General features: G+C 70.1%; 13 protein-coding genes. 9 read left to right on the plus strand and 4 right to left on the minus strand.

Annotated features, from left to right (window positions below; translation table 11 throughout):
- Positions 1-70 precede the first annotated feature (70 nt).
- Positions 71-1,795, plus strand: a complete 1,725-nt coding sequence (locus tag AWQ68_RS22145; RefSeq protein WP_084464283.1) for an ABC transporter family substrate-binding protein — start codon at positions 71-73, stop codon at positions 1,793-1,795.
- A gap of 197 nt (positions 1,796-1,992) precedes the next feature.
- Here the strand turns inward: AWQ68_RS22145 and AWQ68_RS22150 are convergent, their stop codons facing one another.
- Together AWQ68_RS22150 and AWQ68_RS22155 are read right to left on the minus strand one after the other, a co-directional pair.
- Positions 1,993-3,501: a hypothetical protein gene (locus AWQ68_RS22150; protein WP_066943320.1), complete on the minus strand. Its 1,509-nt coding sequence runs from the start codon at positions 3,499-3,501 to the stop codon at positions 1,993-1,995.
- 209 nt (positions 3,502-3,710) lie between these two features.
- Entirely contained in the window at positions 3,711-3,953 is a 243-nt protein-coding gene (locus AWQ68_RS22155) for a hypothetical protein (RefSeq protein ID WP_066943170.1), read from the minus strand.
- Between the two features lie 129 nt (positions 3,954-4,082).
- Here AWQ68_RS22155 and AWQ68_RS22160 point away from each other — a divergent pair, with 129 nt between their 5' ends.
- From AWQ68_RS22160 to AWQ68_RS22170, 3 genes are all read left to right on the plus strand, one after another.
- The gene (locus AWQ68_RS22160; RefSeq protein WP_066943172.1) at positions 4,083-4,649 is read left to right on the plus strand and encodes an HhH-GPD-type base excision DNA repair protein; all 567 of its coding nucleotides are present in this window, start codon (positions 4,083-4,085) and stop codon (positions 4,647-4,649) included.
- A 340-nt stretch (positions 4,650-4,989) separates the two neighbouring features.
- A complete protein-coding gene (locus AWQ68_RS22165) occupies positions 4,990-7,080 on the plus strand; it encodes a SpoIIE family protein phosphatase (protein WP_066943322.1) in 2,091 nt (696 codons plus the stop codon).
- A gap of 219 nt (positions 7,081-7,299) precedes the next feature.
- A complete protein-coding gene (locus tag AWQ68_RS22170; RefSeq protein ID WP_066943324.1) occupies positions 7,300-8,946 on the plus strand; it encodes an RNA polymerase sigma factor in 1,647 nt (548 codons plus the stop codon).
- Positions 8,947-9,338: 392 nt separating this feature from the next.
- On the opposite strand, the gene AWQ68_RS22175 is transcribed toward AWQ68_RS22170, so the two are convergent.
- Positions 9,339-10,097 carry a YaaA family protein gene (locus tag AWQ68_RS22175; RefSeq protein ID WP_066943174.1) on the minus strand — a complete coding sequence of 253 codons (759 nt, stop codon included), beginning with the start codon at positions 10,095-10,097 and terminating at the stop codon, positions 9,339-9,341.
- Between the two features lie 203 nt (positions 10,098-10,300).
- Between AWQ68_RS22175 and AWQ68_RS22180 the strand changes: the two genes are divergently transcribed.
- Positions 10,301-11,017: a GNAT family N-acetyltransferase gene (locus AWQ68_RS22180; protein ID WP_066943175.1), complete on the plus strand. Its 717-nt coding sequence runs from the start codon at positions 10,301-10,303 to the stop codon at positions 11,015-11,017.
- Positions 11,018-11,281: 264 nt separating this feature from the next.
- Here AWQ68_RS22180 and AWQ68_RS22185 read toward each other — a convergent pair whose 3' ends face one another.
- Positions 11,282-11,509 (minus strand): DUF7455 domain-containing protein, encoded by a 228-nt coding sequence (locus AWQ68_RS22185; RefSeq protein WP_066943177.1) that lies wholly within the window; start codon positions 11,507-11,509, stop codon positions 11,282-11,284.
- A 235-nt stretch (positions 11,510-11,744) separates the two neighbouring features.
- Between AWQ68_RS22185 and AWQ68_RS22190 the strand changes: the two genes are divergently transcribed.
- The 4 genes from AWQ68_RS22190 to AWQ68_RS22205 all read left to right on the plus strand — a co-directional run bounded on the left by AWQ68_RS22190 (position 11,745) and on the right by AWQ68_RS22205 (position 16,166).
- The gene (locus AWQ68_RS22190; RefSeq protein WP_066943179.1) at positions 11,745-13,838 is read left to right on the plus strand and encodes a DNA gyrase/topoisomerase IV subunit B; all 2,094 of its coding nucleotides are present in this window, start codon (positions 11,745-11,747) and stop codon (positions 13,836-13,838) included.
- Positions 13,839-14,025: 187 nt separating this feature from the next.
- Positions 14,026-14,349, plus strand: coding sequence for a PadR family transcriptional regulator (locus AWQ68_RS22195; RefSeq protein ID WP_066943181.1), 324 nt, complete (start codon positions 14,026-14,028; stop codon positions 14,347-14,349).
- On the plus strand, positions 14,346-15,230 hold the full coding sequence (locus AWQ68_RS22200) for a hypothetical protein (protein ID WP_066943183.1): 885 nt from the start codon (positions 14,346-14,348) through the stop codon (positions 15,228-15,230). Before AWQ68_RS22195 ends, AWQ68_RS22200 begins: the two co-directional genes overlap by 4 nt.
- Positions 15,231-15,263: 33 nt before the next feature.
- Positions 15,264-16,166, plus strand: a complete 903-nt coding sequence (locus tag AWQ68_RS22205; protein ID WP_157545571.1) for a hypothetical protein — start codon at positions 15,264-15,266, stop codon at positions 16,164-16,166.
- Positions 16,167-16,168: the final 2 nt, after the last annotated feature.

The raw sequence follows: 16,168 nt of genomic DNA on the forward strand, positions 1-16,168 counted from the left end.
TGGACTCGCCTCGCTGATTACGGTCTGCTACATAACGCATGCAAACTGCGACCGTATCGGGAGGGGCGCCGTGAAGGCACGAAGGCTGGCCGCGTTGATCGCGCTGCTCGTTGTGGGGACCGCGACAGCCTGCTCGGGCGGGTCCTCCGGCGACGACCAGGGGAGCCACGCCACCGGCTCCCTCAAGGCGTACGACATCAACCCGGTCCCCCGGGACAAGGTGAAGGACGGCGGCACCCTCAAGTGGGGCCTGTCCACCTTCCCGACCCAGTGGAACGTCAACCAGGCGGACGGCGACAGCGGCGAGGCGTGGGCCGTCATCGGCGCTCTCATGCCCATCGCGTTCCGCTCCGACGAGAAGGGACGGCTCTCGCTCGACCGCGACTACGTCCTCCAGGCGAAGGTCACCGAGAAGGCCTCGCACGAGGTCGTCACGTACAGGCTCAACCCCAAGGCCAAATGGTCCGACGGCAAGCCGATCACGTGGCACGACTTCGCCGCTCAGTGGAAGGCCATGAACGGCCACGACAAGGCGTACGGCGACTACACCGGATCCGGATATGACTCGGTCAAGAGCGTCACGAAGGGCGCGAACGACCGCGAGGTCGTGGTCACCTTCGCCGAGCCGTTCGGCGAGTGGCGGGCGCTGTTCTCCCCGCTCTACCCGCGCTCGGCCACCGAGTCCGTGACCGCGTTCAACTCCGGCTGGGTCAACCGCATCCCCGTGACCGCCGGGCCGTTCAAGGTCGAGGGGCTCGACCCCGCGGCCAAGACCGTCACCCTGGTGCGCGATCCCTCCTGGTGGGGCGATCGCGCCAAGCTCGACCGCATCGTGTTCCGCGCCCTGCAGGGCAACGCCCTCGTCAACTCCTACAGCGGCGGCGAGCTGGACCTCTTCGACGCCGGTCTGTCGCCCACCGCGTACGACTGGGGCAAGAGCGAGCGGACCATCTCGGTGCGGCAGGCGGGCAGCACCGACTTCCGGCAGATCACGCTCAACGCCGAAAGCCCGGCGCTGTCCGACGTACGGGTCCGCCAGGCCATCGCCGTCGGGATCGACCGCAAGGCCGTCATCTCGGCCGACCTGAAGGGGATGGGCTGGCCGACGGTGCCGCTGAACAGCCACTTCTACGTCCACGGGCAGGGGGCCTACCAGGACAACGCGGGCTGGCTCGGCACGTACGACCCGGCCCGCGCCGGGCGACTGCTGGACGAGGCGGGCTGGACGATGACCGCCGGCACCCGCAAGAAGAACGGCCAGGAGCTCGCGCTGCGCTTCCTCATCCCCTCCGACGCGCCGGTGGCCCGCACGGAGGCCGACACCGTACGCGCGTCCCTGGAGAAAATCGGGGTGAAGGTCGCCGTCGTCGCCGTGTCGAGCGACGACTACTTCGACAAGTACATCGTCCCCGGGCAGTTCGACCTGACCGCCTTCGCCTACGCGGCCTCGCCGTTCCCCGTGTCGGCCAACTACGGCGTGTACCTCAACGCGACCAGCCCGTCCTCCGGCGGCAAGCGCGAGGAGAAGCAGCAGGTTGCCAAGCAGTGGGACGCGAACCTCGGCCGCGCCGGCAGCCCCAAGATCGACTCCGCCCTGTTCACCGCGGGATCACAACTCGACCAGGCGAAGGCCGCCGCCAAGCTCAACGCCGCCGACCGGCTCATCTGGCAGCAGGCCACGGTCCTGCCGCTGTTCCAGCGCCCCCAGACCGTGATCGCACGGTCCACCCTGGCCAACATCGGCGCCCCCGGCTTCTACGACCTGAGGTACACCGACATCGGCTTCACGGGCTGAATTGCCGCGCTGTGCTTACTGGCCTCGCTTCGCTCGGCGGCTCGGGGCGCCTTGAGGCGATGTCTTCCCTCGTCTCTCGAGGCTTCGTTCCTCAGCCCGCTCGTTCCTCAGTCCAGACACCGCCGCGCCCCGAGCGTGATGGTTTGGCGCCGTGATGATTGATGGGTGCTCGCGCGGGCTCGGTGGGTTGAGGTGGGTCAGGGGGAGGGCTCGTCGGGGATGTCGGCGATGTCGTCGAGGGCGGCGGCCAGCTCGTCGGGGTGGTCGCCCATCCGCTCGGCGATCTCGATGAGCAGGTGCAGCACCTCGTGCCGGTCGTGGCCGAGATCCAGCAGCCGCTGGGCGGCCTCCCACATCTGTGGGGGGTCGCCCTCCCAGAGCCGGGCCGCGATCTCCTCGTGCCAGGCGAGGTGCTCGTCGAAGTCGGGCCGGTCGCGCTCGTCGGCGTGATCGATCTCCAGCAGGATCCGGCGGTCGCCCTCGTCCGCCGGATTCAGCGTGTCCAGGATGATCGAGCCGTGGACGCCCTGCAGCAGCGGGAAGGCGAAGGCGCGGCGGGCCAGCGCCGACAGGTCGCCGTCCGGGAGCAGCCGCTCGACCAGCGCCCGGTCCAGCCCGAAGGTGGTCGGGTCCCGGTACGCCTCGGTGAACCGGGCGGTCGCCTCCCACACCGCGTCCAGCGTCGCCCGGACGCCCTGCTCCGGCAGGCCGGTACGCGGCCCGGCGAACCGGATCCACGCCGCCAGCGCGTGCGGCATGGCCTCCTGCTCGGCCGGCCGCAGCATCACCTTCCGCGGCAGCCAGTCCAGCAGGAACGTCTCGCACTTGGCCGGGCTCACCCGCAGCGGCCGTCCGAGGTCCTGGTCGCACCCGTAGTCGATGATGTGGTCGGCGCACCGGGACGCCGCAGAGGGGTCGGAGAGGTTCTCCGCCGCGTCTGAGGCGAGGAACTCGGCCGCGAGCATCGCCCGCCGGTCCCTGCTGTACGGCGCCTCGCTGTGCGGGGGCGCGGGACGCTTGCGACCGGGCGGAAGCGCCTTGATCCGCGAGCGCGCGAACGCGTGGTAGGCGCTGTAGCCGTCGCCGACGAGCCGCGGCGCGTTCCGGCGGTCGCGGCCGAGGGAGTCCCGCGTCGCCTTCATGGCGAACTCCAGCAGCGCCCGCGCCTGCTGCGGCTCGATCTCCTCGAACCGGAGCATGGGGTTGACCGCAGCCTCCAGCCGGGCCTGTTCCAGCAGCTTGTCCACCTGGGAGGAGACCCAGGCGTCGCGGGCCATGCCGCGCATGTTGTAGTCGACGACCACGACCAGGGCGTGCGTGTCCTCACCGTTATAGGCGAAGGTGCACACCACCGTGTCCTGGTCGCCGTAGACGTCCCTGGACACGTAGCACCCGGCCGGCTTCACCGCGCCCACCCGGTCGGCCCACCGGGGGCGGGCGACGTCGGACTCCATCAGAGCGAGGGCGGCGCCCTCGGCCTTGGCGGCCTGGCGGGCGGTGCCGAGGTAGGCGACGGAGATCAGCAGGGTGAGGGCGGCGGGCGTGCCGGCCTTGGCGGCGTAGTCGACCAGGCCCTCACCGAGGATCTGTTCGACGTCGCCGCCGCGCAGCCTCCGGCCCCACCAGGCGCCCAGCATGTCCGACACCATGAGCTCCGCGTCCAGCGGGCTCCGTACGGCGAGCAGTTCGCGCGCCGCGAGAAGCATCTCGGCGAAGACGTCGTCCGGGGTCTGCGTCTCCCGGGGATCGCGCCGCCTGCGCCCCCTCACCGGGCCGCCCCGCCGCGTCCGGGCGTGCGCGAGCCCGGCCTGCGGTGATTGTCGGGGAGCTCGCTCACGGAACCCACCTTCTCGCATTCCCGGCCTGATCGGCATCCGGAACACGGCCCGGTGACTTCCCTGTTATACGGACGGCGCTATTCCGCCCGGGAAGGCGGCGCCGAGTTCACCAGGGCGAGCAGGTGCTCGCGCGCGATCCATTCGACCGTCGCCGGCGTGGCGCGCAGCCCGAGATGCTCGGTGCAGGCCCAGACGTCCGCGACACAGCGGCTCACCCTTTCCGCGGGCACGCTGAAGAACTCCGCGGCCAGACGGGCGCTGACCGGCTCGAGCTGGGGCGTCGGCGCGCGGCCGTCGACCCGTGTGGCGAGTACGGGCATCGTCGCATTCCTCGCTGAGTGAACACCCGGCGGTCTCCGCGCCGGAAATGACAGGGACCGGCCGCTTTCATTCCATAACTTTCCGCAGACGTGTCAACCCCTCACGGAGCTCCATGCAAAGCTGTCCCCATGCGTATCCAGCTCGCCCAGCGTCAGGACGCCGACGACCTGCTCAGTCGGAGCTCCCTGGCGCTGCTCGTCGGCATGCTGCTTGATCAGCAGATCCCCATGGAGTGGGCGTTCGCCGGCCCGCGCACCATCGCCGACCGGCTGGGGCATGATCTGGACGCGCGGGAGATCGCCTCCTATGATCCTTCGGAGTTCGTGGCACTGTTGGCAGCCAAGCCGGCCGTCCATCGGTATCCGGGCTCCATGGCGGGCCGGATCCAGCGACTGGCCGCCTATCTGGTCGAGCATTACGATGGCTTGGCCGACCGGGTGTGGGAGGATGTCGACGACGGTGCCGAGTTGCTACGCCGCCTGCTGGCGCTGCCCGGGTTCGGCAAGCAGAAGGCACAGATCTTCCTCGCGCTGCTCGGCAAGCAGCTCGGGGTCCGCCCGCCCGGCTGGCGCGAGGCCGCCGGGCCGTACGGCGCCGAGGGTGTGCACCTGTCCGTCGCCGACGTGGTCGACTCCGCGAGTCTCGGTCTGGTGCGGGCCGCCAAGCAGGAAGCGAAGAGGTCCGCCAAGAAGTAAGCCCGATCCTGCTGCGTGAGATGGCGCCTTTTGACAGGATGCGTTGACCGCATGCCGGGCGGGGCTTCCGTCCGCGTATGCCCATCGCCGATGATGTAGGGCAGATCCTGCGCTACAGGGAGTGTCTTATGGATCTTGCGGTAGCGATCTGCGGCCCGACGGGTGCGTCCCGGAGCGGAGGAGGGGAGCATCACGGGGGTGTGCACGGCCGCCGGCATGACCAGGCCGTTTGGCGCGGAACCGGCGTCACGCGGTAGGCAGAGATCAGGACACGACCGTAAATCACAGTTATGGAGATGTGCCTCGTGGGAGACCCTGGCACGCGACGGAGGTGCCGACCGTGAGCGCCGAAACCTCCGTGCCCCGTCCCCGGGAGTCGGGTTTGGACATCTCAGACTCCGGCCTCTTCCGTGGCCTCATGTCGGAGGCCCCCTTCGCTTTCGCGTTCTTTGACGCGTCTGGGCGGTTCGTCCGTGTCAATTCGACCTTTACAGAGCTGACCGGCCATCCTGTCGAGCGGCATCTGGAGATGACGCCCGCCGAGCTGCTGTCTGCCGATCTCGCCACCATGATCGAGTCGGCGCTGCGCAGGATCGGCGGCGAGGGCCTCCCCGTCACCGACCAGCGGATCAGGACCCGCGCCGAGAACGGCGACACCCGGCACTGGGCGGTGTCGTTCTTCCCCATGCGCGAGGACGACCTGCTCCTCGGCACCGCGCTCTTCGGCGTCGACCTGACCGAGCGCCAGCAGAACGAGGAGGACCTGCGGCGCAGCGAGGAGCGTTACCGCTCGCTGGTCGAGTCCCAGCAGCAGCTCGTGTGGATCACTTCTCCCAGCGGCGTCGCGATCGAGGACGCCCCGCAGTGGCGCGCGGTCACCGGCCAGGGTCTGGAGGAGTATCTGGCCCACGGCTGGCTGGACGCCGTCCATCCCGACGACCGCCCCGGCGCCGAGGAGGCGTGGCGGGAGGCGCTGCGCGGCCGGACGATGTTCGAGTGGAGCTACCGCGTCCGCACCAGGGCCAGCGGCTACCGGCACTTCGAGGTGCGCGCCGTCCCGATCATCCGGCACGGCCGCGTGATCGAGTGGGTGGGCGCCAACTCCGACGTCACGCCGCAGCGTGAGGCCGAGGAGATGCGCGGGCGGCTGACCGACCAGCTCGGCGCGGCCGCGTTGCGCACCGCCCGGCTCCAGGGTGCGACGGCCATGCTGGCCGAGGCGCTCACGGTCGAGCAGGTGGTCCAGGTCATCATCGACGTCGGCCGTACGGCTCTCGCCGCGGACCACTCCGGCGTGGCGCTGCTCGACCCGGACCGTGCCAGCCTGAACGTGATCAACAGCGGCGGCGTGCCCGACGCGCCCGGCGTCCCCGGCGACGAGATCGCGCTCTCGACCACCAGCGTGATGACGATGGCGGTGAACAGCCGGCGCCCGGTGTTCGCCGAGTCGCCGCAGAGCCTGCGCAACCAGCTCGTCGAGGCGGGCGCCGACGACGAGCGGATCACCGAGTTCCTCGACAGCACCGACGAGCGGGGCTGGGTCGGCCTGCCGCTGCTCGCGGCCGGACGGGCGCTCGGCGCGCTGCGGTTCTCGTTCAACCGCTCGCAGAAGATCTCGCAGGAGGACGGCGTCTTCCTGGAGGCCCTGGCCGGGCAGTGCGCGCTCGCCGTGGAGCGCGCGACGCTCTTCGAGCGCGAGCACAAGACCGCCGAGACGCTGCAGCGGAGCCTCCTTCCCGACAGCCTGCCCGTGGTACAGGGGCTGGTCCTGGCCCAGCGCTTCCGGTCCGGTTCGCGACACGTGCAGGTCGGCGGCGACTGGTACGACGCGTTCGTCCTGCAGGACGGCCGGGTCGCGGCCGTGCTCGGCGACGTCATGGGCAAGGGCGTCAAGGCCGCCGCGGGCATGGGCCGGATCCGCAACGCCATGCGGGCGCTGGCGCTGACCAACCCGCCGCCGGCCGCGGTGCTCACCGGCCTCGACCGGGTCTTCGAGGCTACCGAAGAGGAGGAGCAGGTCACGACGCTCGCCTACATGGTGGTCGAGCCGAGCACCGGCGAGGGCACGCTGGCGCTGGCCGGCCACCCGCCACCGCTGCTGATCTCGCCGCAGGGCGTGGCGGTGCTGCACGAGACCGAGCCCGGCACGCCGCTGGGCTGGGCGACCAGCCGCAAGCAGTTCAGGTTCTGCGTCCCGCCGGGTCACACCGCGGTGCTGTACTCCGACGGTCTGGTCGAGAACCGGAAGCGCGGACTGGACGCCGGACTGCGGGATCTGTCGAACGTCGTGGCCGAGGCACCGCCCGAAGTCGTAGCAAGTCCCCACATGTTGCTGGATTTCCTGGTAGATCGGATGCTGGCCGGGTATGAGCAGGATGACGACGTGACCGTGCTCGCGGTCCACGTACCTCCAGCCACGAAGAGTGACTGAATGAAACAGTCATAACGGTTGCTTTCGGGTATCGGTCCCCCTCATCCGTACGCACTACTGTCTCGGTCGGCCTAGGGTGGGAAGGCAACCGGCCGGAGGTGGCCGTATGGACCGCCGTGGCGTGTCACAATGGCATGTCGCGGTCCGCGCGGCCTCACCATCGGAAAAGAAGCAACCATCTGGGTCCATTCTCGCCATGCGTTCGTTCGAGAGGTGTTCGTGTCGCCTGCAAGTTCGACTCGCTCGAAGCCGTCGGAGCTGAACGAGCCAGTGATTCAGCAGCTCCTCGAGCGTGGGCGCTCGCAGGGTTTCCTCGAGTCCGAGGATGTCCGCAGGGCCTTCGAGGAAGCGGACATCCCGCTGTCGCACGCCGCTGGATTCCTGCGCAGCCTCAGCAAGGAGGGTGTGACCGTCGTGGTCACCGCGGCCGATGCCGCCGCGGCGCCCAAGCGGTCTCGTGGCCAAGCAAAGCGCCGCACCTCCGCCCCGGTCAAGAAGACCACCAAGTCCGCCGCAGCCAAGGAGGCGCAGCCGGAGACCGTCACCGCCGTGGTGACCGACTCGGCTGACCCGGCCCCCGCGCCCGCGCCGAAGCGGCCCGCCGCGAAGAAGGCCGCTCCGGCCAAGAAGACCGCGGCGCCCGCGACCAAGCCGAAGCCCGCGGCTCCCGCCGCCGGGCCCGACTCCAAGCCCGTCAAAGCGGAGCCGAAGCCCAAGTCGTCCGACATCGACGACGAGGAGGACATCGACCTCGAGGGCGACGTCGAGATCGAGGACTTCGACCTCGAGGTGGAGGACGTCGAGATCGAGGCCGACTCCGAAACGGACACCGACGCCGACACCGAGGGTGACGGCGCGGAGAAGGCGGCGACCGCCGCCCAGTCCGAGGACGAGGTCCTCATCCTCACCGACGATGACGACGACGCTCCGGTGGCCCAGGTCGCGGCCGCCGGCGCCACCGCCGACCCGGTCAAGGACTATCTCAAGCAGATCGGCAAGGTCCCCCTGCTCAACGCCGAGCAGGAGGTGGAACTCGCCAAGCGCATCGAGGCGGGCCTGTTCGCCGAGGAGCAGCTCGCCACCGACGGCGAGCAGCTTCCGGTCGACGTCCGCGCCGAGCTGGAGTGGATCGCCGAGGACGGCCGCCGTGCGAAGAACCACCTGCTGGAGGCCAACCTCCGTCTCGTGGTCTCGCTGGCCAAGCGCTACACCGGGCGCGGCATGCTCTTCCTGGACCTGATCCAGGAGGGCAACCTCGGCCTCATCCGCGCGGTCGAGAAGTTCGACTACACCAAGGGCTACAAGTTCTCCACGTACGCCACCTGGTGGATCCGGCAGGCGATCACGCGCGCCATGGCGGACCAGGCGCGGACCATCCGCATCCCGGTCCACATGGTCGAAGTGATCAACAAGCTGGCCCGGGTCCAGCGGCAGATGCTGCAGGACCTCGGTCGCGAGCCCACGCCCGAGGAGCTGGCCCGCGAGCTTGACATGACCCCTGAGAAGGTCATCGAGGTGCAGAAGTACGGGCGCGAGCCGATCTCCCTGCACACCCCCCTGGGTGAGGAGGGTGACAGCGAGTTCGGCGACCTCATCGAGGACTCCGAGGCCATCGTGCCGGCCGACGCCGTCAGCTTCACGCTGCTCCAGGAGCAGCTCCACTCCGTTCTGGACACGCTGTCCGAGCGGGAGGCGGGTGTGGTGTCGATGCGCTTCGGCCTCACGGACGGCCAGCCGAAGACCCTCGACGAGATCGGCAAGGTCTACGGCGTGACCCGCGAGCGGATCCGCCAGATCGAGTCGAAGACCATGTCCAAGCTGCGTCACCCGTCGCGGTCCCAGGTGCTCCGCGACTACCTGGACTAGGACGCCGCCCGCAGCGCGGGCACCGGCGGAACTGGACCCCGGTCGCGTTCCGGCGCGGCCACGTGAGCGGCCCCGCTCTCCTCACCGGAGGGCGGGGCCGTTCCGCGTCCGTCGTTCTCCCCGATGGCACGATGTCTCCGGCTCCGCACGCCAACCCCGCGTTTCGACCCCTGCGTTTGAGCCCCGCAGTCCGGCTCCGCGACGAGCCTCGGACTCCTGGGCGTTTTCGGCACCGACCGCTGTCGCGCGACGCCCTGATCCCGCCGGTGGCCGGGCCGCCACTTCGGTGTCGATCTACCGGCCCTCCGGTGCGTACGGGAAGGGCGGGCGCGAATCGGCTGTCCGGATGAGGCCTCGGCGGCTTCTCCGGGCATGCGAACGGCTGAATGTGATCACGAATCGATCACGATGTCCACGGTCCACGGCTTGCCCGGACGGGGAGCCGGATGCAGTTCCGCGCGGTGGCCGAGCCCGGTGAGGACCTCGGCCAGCTCCCTCGGATCGCCCGGCTCGCCGGGGTCCTCGACCAGCGATCGGGCCACCGCGCCCCTGGTGGCCTTGGCCATGTGGCTCACCACCGTGCGTTTGCCGGCGCTCTCCTTCAGCACCCGTACGGCCACCGCGCGCTCGCCGGCCGGCCAGGCCTGCGCGTACGGCGCGGAGCGCATGTCCACGATCAGGCCGGGCAGCGGGCCGAGGGCCGCGGCGAGGAACGGGCGCCAGAACGCGGCGAGGCCGCCCATCGGCGGGAGCGCCCGGGCCATCGAGAGCCGGTACGGCGGGACCAGGTCGGTCAGCCGGAGCGCGCCCCACAGTCCGGAGAAGACGACGACGCGCCGCTCCGCCCGCTCTCTCGCCTCAGGGGCCAGCGTGGCGAGGCCGAGGTTGTCGTAGAGCACACCGGTGTACAGCTCGGCGGCGGTGAGGGTGGGCGCGTCGTGCAGGTCGCGGTTCCTGCCGATCTCGTCGAGCTGCCCTTCGGACAGGCCGAGCACGGCCCGGGCGTCAGGGGTGTGACAGAGCGTGACGAGCGCGTCGAGCACCTTCTCCCGGGGGGAGGTCAGCTCGGGGAAGCCGAGGGTGTCGAGGTCGAGCACGGGTCCGTCGCCCCGGGACGCCTTTCCTTCGGAGGGCGGCAGCAGGATCAGCACGTCCTCAGCCTAGCGACGGCGGAGGCCGGTCCCGTGGGCGCCTGTGGACAACCGGCGACGGCCGGGTCCAGGCGGCGGGATGGACGGTCGGCGGCGGTCGGATGGCCTCGCGGTGAGGGCCGATGGGACCCCTGGGCAGCGGCGGGGGGATGGAAGCCCGGTGAGGACGGGGCGGCGGCGGGGCCTGCGATAAGGTCTCGCCCATGTCCGAATTCGACCTTCTCGTGGACCAGGCGTGGCCGGCCCCGCACCGGGTGGCCGCCGGCGACTGGGTCTATCGGCACGCGGGCGGGGTGACCAAGCGGGCCAACTCGGTCCTGGCGCTGGGCGACCGTACCGACCTGGGGAAGGCGATCGACGAGGCGGAGGCGTTCTACGCGGATCTCGGCCGGTCGTGCGTGTTCTCCATCGGCGCGGGGGCCACGCCCGGGCTCGACGCGGAGTTGGAGTCCCGTGGCTACCGGCTGGTCGATCCCACTCTGGTGATGTCCCGGCCGTCGGTATCGGTGGAAGGGGCGGCGGACCCGGCGATCGCGTCCGAGCCCTCTCCAGAGTGGCTGGACACCTGGTGGCGGGTGGACGGGGGCAGGCATCCGGAGGGCCAGGACATCCCCGCCAAGGAGTGGGCGGCGCGGATCTTGACCGGCGTGCCCGCGGTGTACGCGTCGCTGGGCGCGGAGGCGGTGGGCCGGGCCGTGCTCCAGGGGGAATGGCTCGGGATCTACTGCATGGCCGTGGTGCCCGAGGCCCGGCGGCGCGGGCTGGGCGCGTCGGTGCTGCGCGGCCTGCTCGGCTGGGGCGCCGAGGTGGGCGCGAGCCGTGCCTATCTCGTCGTCACGGAGGCGAACCGAGGGGCCCGCGCGCTGTATGAGCGGGAGGGCTTCACGGTGGCCGCGCGGTACCACTACCGCGTCCGCTGATGGGAAAGGGAACGGCCGATCGGTGAGGGCGGGGCCGCGCGGCTTTGCTTCCCGGCACGAGTACGACTGGCACGGGCCGACCGCCGTACGGCGAGAACGTCAGGAAGACGTCACAGAACGGCGGAAAGCCGGAGCGCCGGGTGTTCGGACGGGCCCGAGCAGCTCGGCGGGCTGATGATCGGAGACGGGGAAGAGGGGAAGAAACGGTGGCGACGCGCGGGGAGCGGTCCGCGTGGACCGCTCCCGGCATCGCCGTCTATCGGGTCAGCGCTCGCTCGTGGCGGACGCGGGGGATTCACTCAGTCGGGCCGACTCGTCCTGGATCTCGGCACCCTTGTCACGCAGCACGCTGGCGTGCTGGCGTCCGTGGTGAGCGCAGAAGAGCAACTCCCCTCCCACGGGCAGGGTCGCGCGGATGTAGGCCTGGGCGCCGCATCGGTCGCAGCGGTCCAGGGCGGTCAGCGGCTTGGCGGGGGCGAGAGCTCCAGTCACGTATCGCCTTTCGGGTCACCCCACGAGGTGTGGGGACGTTGGCGTCAGTCACTTGGGACAACATCTAACCGGATGCGGACGTTCCCAATCGCCTCGCCACTACGCCCAGAGCGGAATGATCTGAAAAGTGGCGCGGATCACATCGGAAGTGCGGGAGATCGTCCAGGGCCTGGCAAGCTTAGTACCCGTAAAAACCTGATGGACGGTAGGCTGCGTACGCCTGTTCGATTGATAAATGGGAGTTGGTGTGACGGCGGTTAGCGCGGAGACGGGTTATACGGCTCGTCATCTCTCGGTGCTGGAGGGTCTCGAGGCCGTCCGCAAGCGTCCGGGGATGTACATCGGGTCCACCGACACCCGCGGCCTGATGCACTGCCTCTGGGAGATCGTGGACAACGGCGTCGACGAGGCGCTGGCCGGCTTCTGCACCCGCATCGAGGTGGAGTTGCACGCCGACGGCTCGATCGAGGTCCGCGACAACGGCCGTGGCATCCCCGTCGACATCGAGCCCAAGAGTGGTCTCGCCGGGGTCGAGCTCGTCTACACCAAGCTCCACGCGGGCGGCAAGTTCGGCGGCGGCAGCTACGGCGCGTCCGGCGGTCTGCACGGCGTGGGCGCGTCGGTCGTCAACGCGCTCTCCTCGCGGCTCGACGTCGAGGTCGACCGCGGCGGCCGCACTCACATGATCAGCTTCAAGCGCGGCAACCCCGGTGTGTTCTCCGGAGCCGGTCCCGACGCCGCGTTCGAACCCCGATCGGGGCTGCGCAAGACCCGCCGGCGCTCGCAGGAGGGCGAGAGCGTCACCGGCACCCGCGTCCGCTGGTGGTCCGACAAGCAGATCTTCCTGCCCGACGCCGAGCTGTCCATCGACGAGATCCACGTACGGCTCCGCCAGACGGCCTTCCTGGTCCCCGGGCTCACCCTGGTGCTCCGGGACGGCCGGGGTGAGGAGCCGGTCGAGGAGACATACCTCTTCGAGGGCGGCATCGGCGAGTTCGCCGACTTCCTGTCCCGCGACGAGGCCGTGTGCGACGTGCTGCGGCTGCAGGGCGTGGGTCACTTCCGCGAAACCGTCCCCGTGCTCGACGAGCTCGGCCACATGACCCCCACCGACGTCGAGCGCGAGCTGTCCGTGGACGTCGCGCTCCGTTGGGGCAAGGGCTACGAGACGACGGTGCGCTCCTTCGTCAACGTGATCGCCACTCCCAAGGGCGGCACCCACGTCGCCGGGTTCGAGCGGGCCCTGGTCCGCACGATCAACGAGCAGCTCCGCGAGACGCGGCTGCTCAAGAACGGCGACGACCCGGTCACCAAGGAGGACATCCTCGAGGGCCTGACGGCCGTGGTCACCGTACGGGTGCCCGAGCCGCAGTTCGAGGGGCAGACGAAGGAGATCCTCGGCACCTCCGCCGCCACCCGGATCGTGTCCCATGTCGTCTCGCGCGACCTCAAGGAGCTGTTCGCCACGCCCAAGCGGGCGCAGAAGCAGCAGCTCCGCGCGGTGCTGGAGAAGATCGTCGCAGCCGCCAAGGCGCGCATCGCCGCCCGCGAGCACCGGGACAACCAGCGCCGCAAGTCCGCGCTGGAGAACTCGGCGCTCCCGGCGAAGCTGGTCGACTGCCGCAGCGACGACGTCGACCGCAGCGAGCTGTTCATCGTCGAGGGAGACTCCGCGCTCGGCACGGCCAAGCTGGCCCGCGACTCGGAGTTCCAGGCGCTGCTGCCCATCCGAGGAAAGATCCTCAACGTGCAGAAGGCGTCCGTCGCCGACATGTTGAAGAACGCCGAGTGTGCGGCGATCATCCAGGTGGTCGGCGCGGGGTCGGGCCGTTCGTTCGACATCGACGCCGCCCGCTACGGCAAGGTCATCCTGATGGCGGACGCCGACGTCGACGGCGCGCACATCCGGTGCCTGCTCCTGACGCTGTTCCACCGCTACATGAAGCCCATGGTGGAGGCCGGGCGGGTGTTCGCCGCCGTGCCGCCGCTGCACCGGATCGAGGTCACCAACCCGGGCCGGGGGCAGGACAAGTACGTCTACACCTACTCCGACGCCGAGCTGCACAAGGTCCTGCGTGACCTGGAGCGGCGGGGCAAGCGGTGGAAGGACCCGGTGCAGCGCTACAAGGGCCTCGGTGAGATGGACGCCGACCAGCTCGCCGAGACGACCATGGACCCCCGCCACCGGGTGCTGCGCCGGGTGCGGATCGAGGACGTCGAGGCGGGGGAGCGGATCTTCGACCTGCTCATGGGCAGCGACGTCGCGCCGCGCCGTGAGTTCATCGTGGGCAGCGCGGCCGAGGTCGACCGCAACCACATCGACGCCTAGGTCTGTCCGACAAATCACGCCCGGCTGCGGGTGGCATTTGTCGGACACTCCCTGGCAGGGCGTTTCAGACCCGACCCGGCCCCCGGGCTCGCGGCCGGGGGTGTGCGCGACCTGCCCATGATCGCGAGCGGGGCCGTCATCGTGTGCGGGCCGTTGCGAAGGCTACGTTGAACGGAATAATGGCCGTATGCCCAGGGGAACCTCGGAAGTCAGCGAGCCGATGTACTTCGTGCTCGCCGCGCTGCGCGGCGGTCCGCTGCACGGTCACGCGATCAGCAAGTCGATCCAGGAGCTGTCCGGGGGCCGGGTCCGGCCTTCGGTCGGCACCCTCTACGGGATCCTGGAACGGCTCAACGAGCGAGGCATGATCGCCGTGGACCGCGAGGAGACGGTCAACGGCCGCAACCGGCGCTATTTCCGGCTCACCGACGACGGGCAGGAGCTGGTCGAGGCCGAGGCCAGGCGCATGTACGAGGCCGCCTCCCTCGTGCTGAGGCCGACCACCGCATGACGGTGCTGGAGCGGCGCTATCGCATGCTGCTCATCGCCTATCCGAGGGCATACCGTGCCGCACACGGCGACGAGATCATCGATGTGCTGCTGGCGTCCGCGGAGCCCGGGCGGGCGGTCCCGGCGGGCAGGGAGGCGCTGGGACTGCTCGTCGGCGGCGTCCGTTCGCGCATCGCCCATCTGGCGACGGGAAGCCCGTGGGCGGACGGGGTGCACCTCGGCGTCACGGCCGTGTCCGCGGCGAACCTGGCCGCGCTGCTGCCGTACGTGGGCGTGCTGCCGTGGTGGACGCTGCTGTCGGCGCTCGCGATGCTGGCCGTCCTGCGTGGCCGGCTGTGGACGGCGTTCGCACTGACCGCCCTCACCGGGGCCAAGGCGGTGGCCGTCGCCGGCGGTTGGGTGTTGTTCGACCTGACCCTGGTTCCGGTCGCGCCGACGTTCCTGACCAGGGACTCCCTGTTCGAGCGTGGCGGTCCGTTCACGGTGGCCCTCGGGTACGCGGTCGTGCTGTTCGGCCTGCTGGTGCTCGTCTGGCGGGGTGGGCCGACGCGGGCCAGGTCCTGGTGGTGGTGGCCGGTGGTGCCGGCGATCGCGTGGGCGGGACCGGCGTGGATGCCCGACGGGGCGTCGTACGCGCTCAGCCTGAGCAGAGTGGCCGTCGAGGTGGCCGTGTTCGCGTTGGCCGTGGTCGGCGCCTATCTGGCCCGGGATCCGCGATGGTCGCTCGCCTCGGGCATCTACCTGCTGGTCGCGTCGGGTGAGCTGGGCTCGCATGCCGACACTTTGACCAGGCAGCATGTGGCCTACTGGGGCGTTCTGGTGCTGCTGACGCTGGGGGCGGCCATCGTGCCGTACCGGCCGCGTCGTCATTGTCTGGATTGACCACACTTCGTTTAACAGAGTATGGTCGCCGCCATGCCTGAAAGATCAACCATGGCCTCGGCCCTGCTGTGCCTCGGCGTGCTGGTCGTTCTCGGCGGCTGCGGGGGCGCGGCCGAGAGCTCCCAGCCGACGCCGAACGCGGCGGCCAAGGACAAGAGGCACCGGCTCGAAGCGGTGAAGGCCGACTGCATGAAGCAGAAGGGCTTCAAGTACGTCGCCTACGTGCCGCCCGAGAGGCCGGAGAGTGACGAGGAGCTCAAGCGCGCTTCCGGCGACTACCAGGCGATGCGGAAATATAGCGCCAAGTACGGGTTCGGGGTGTTCGCGGAGTTCGCCTACCCCGAGGAGAGGAAACGTCAGGCGGGCGAAGGCAAGGAGGCGGAGAAGGACCCCAACTTCGCGATTCAGGGCAAGCTCTCCGAAGCGCAGGCCGGTGCCTACCGGAAGGCGTCCGACGCCTGCGTGAAGGTGGCGGCCAAGCAGGTCCTCGGCAAGGACGTGAAGTCGGACACGGACTTCTACGACGCGATCAACAAGGCGCTGGAGCGCGCCAGGACCGCCACGCTCGACAGCGACCCCAAGCTGGTCGAGCTGGCCGCGGGCATGGCCGCCTGCCTGAGGGGCAAGGGCTACCCGATCGGCACGACCACACCGTCCGCCATGTCCGGGCGTGGCTTCAAGGTGTTCCTCGACCAGTCGGACAGCCTGAGTAGGAAGCAGCGGGACGATGTGCCGGACGTGGCGCCCCCGGTCAAGGACGGCGAGGCAAGGATGGTCTACCCGCCGCAGCTGAGCGTCGCGGAGGCCAGGCCGTACCTGGACAAGGAGATCAAGGCCGCCCTGGACGACCTCGAGTGCGGCAAGGACTTCTACCCGGTGTACTCGCCGAAGGAGAAGGCCGTCGCCCAGCAGGTCAACGACGAATTCGGTATGTGACC

The organism is Microtetraspora fusca (assembly GCF_001570365.1).
Classification (GTDB): Bacteria; Actinomycetota; Actinomycetes; order Streptosporangiales; family Streptosporangiaceae; genus Microtetraspora; species Microtetraspora fusca.